The following is a 1,160-nucleotide window of genomic DNA, read 5'->3' on the forward strand; positions in this document are numbered from 1 at the left end:
TTAAGCAAAAAAGCATTCATACTGTAAAATATGAATGCTTTTTTAAATTTTTAGCTATTTAATTTCACAATCTAGATCAAACTAGCCAAATGTTTCATGACTTTATCATTATCCTGATTTTCTAACTCCTGAATAATATGAAGATATGTTTGTTGTGTTGTCGTCATATTAGAATGTCCCAGTCTTCTTGCTACCGAAGCAACACTAACACCAGCATACAATAACAAAGATGCATGCGTATGACGTAATCCATGGACCGAAATAACTGGAATATTAACCTTTTTACACAGTCGTTCTAACTTATGATTAATCGTATCATTATAAACCTTGCCATGAACAAACACTGGCTTATCTTGCGGTAAATTTTTCGTTAACTGGGAAAATTGAATCACTGTTTGCCAATCTAAAGGTATCTTTCTAACTGAAGATCGATTCTTGGTTGGTGCATAGCCACCTTCAGATGATTTATAATTCCATGTTTTACTTATATTAAGTGTCTGATGAGCAAAATCAAAGTCCTCTGGAGTAACTCCTAGAGCCTCAGCAAACCTTAATCCCGTCTTAGTTATCAATAGAATAAAGTAATCCCAATTAACTTCAGACCCCAAATCTAATGAGTTTAGGAGTGCCTGTAACTCATATTGATGTAAATATTTAGTCTTGTGTTTCCGTTGTTTCACACCCTTAATAATTGCTTTTCTAGTTGGATCACGATCAATGAAATCCTCTTCTAATGCATCAATCAAAGATCCTTTTAAATGTCGATGAAAGTCCATCGTCGTTTGTCGTTCATGACTTTCAGCATAATCATTAAGAAGTTGTTGATATGACAATCTGCTTAGCTCTGATAGTAATAACTCTGGTGCCAATTTTACCAACTGTTTATGAGTCATAATGTACTTTTCATAAGTAACATCCCTTACCGCATCTAACTTATATAACCTCATCCATTGATAAAAATATTCGTGAAACTTTACATCCTGTGCCATTAAAGCACCTCCATAAAAAATAAGTCGTTAGAAAGCTAACGACTTATTTTATCCTAAAGGTTTCACTCATCAGGATCGTAATTTAAATTTCTTTGGCATTTATACGTATTTTTTAAACAAACATGTTTTGCATCAAATATTTCTTCAGATTTTTGAGTTCATCGATCCTAC

General features: G+C 33.1%; 1 protein-coding gene. It reads right to left on the minus strand.

The annotated features are described in order from the left end of the window. Positions 1 to 71: 71 nt before the first annotated feature. Complete coding sequence (locus tag AC6UDB_RS06905) at positions 72 to 989, minus strand: site-specific integrase (RefSeq protein WP_500709536.1); 918 nt, start codon at positions 987 to 989, stop codon at positions 72 to 74. Between the last annotated feature and the right edge of the window lie 171 nt (positions 990 to 1,160).

Source organism: Fructilactobacillus sp. X3R2C1 (genome assembly GCF_059901235.1).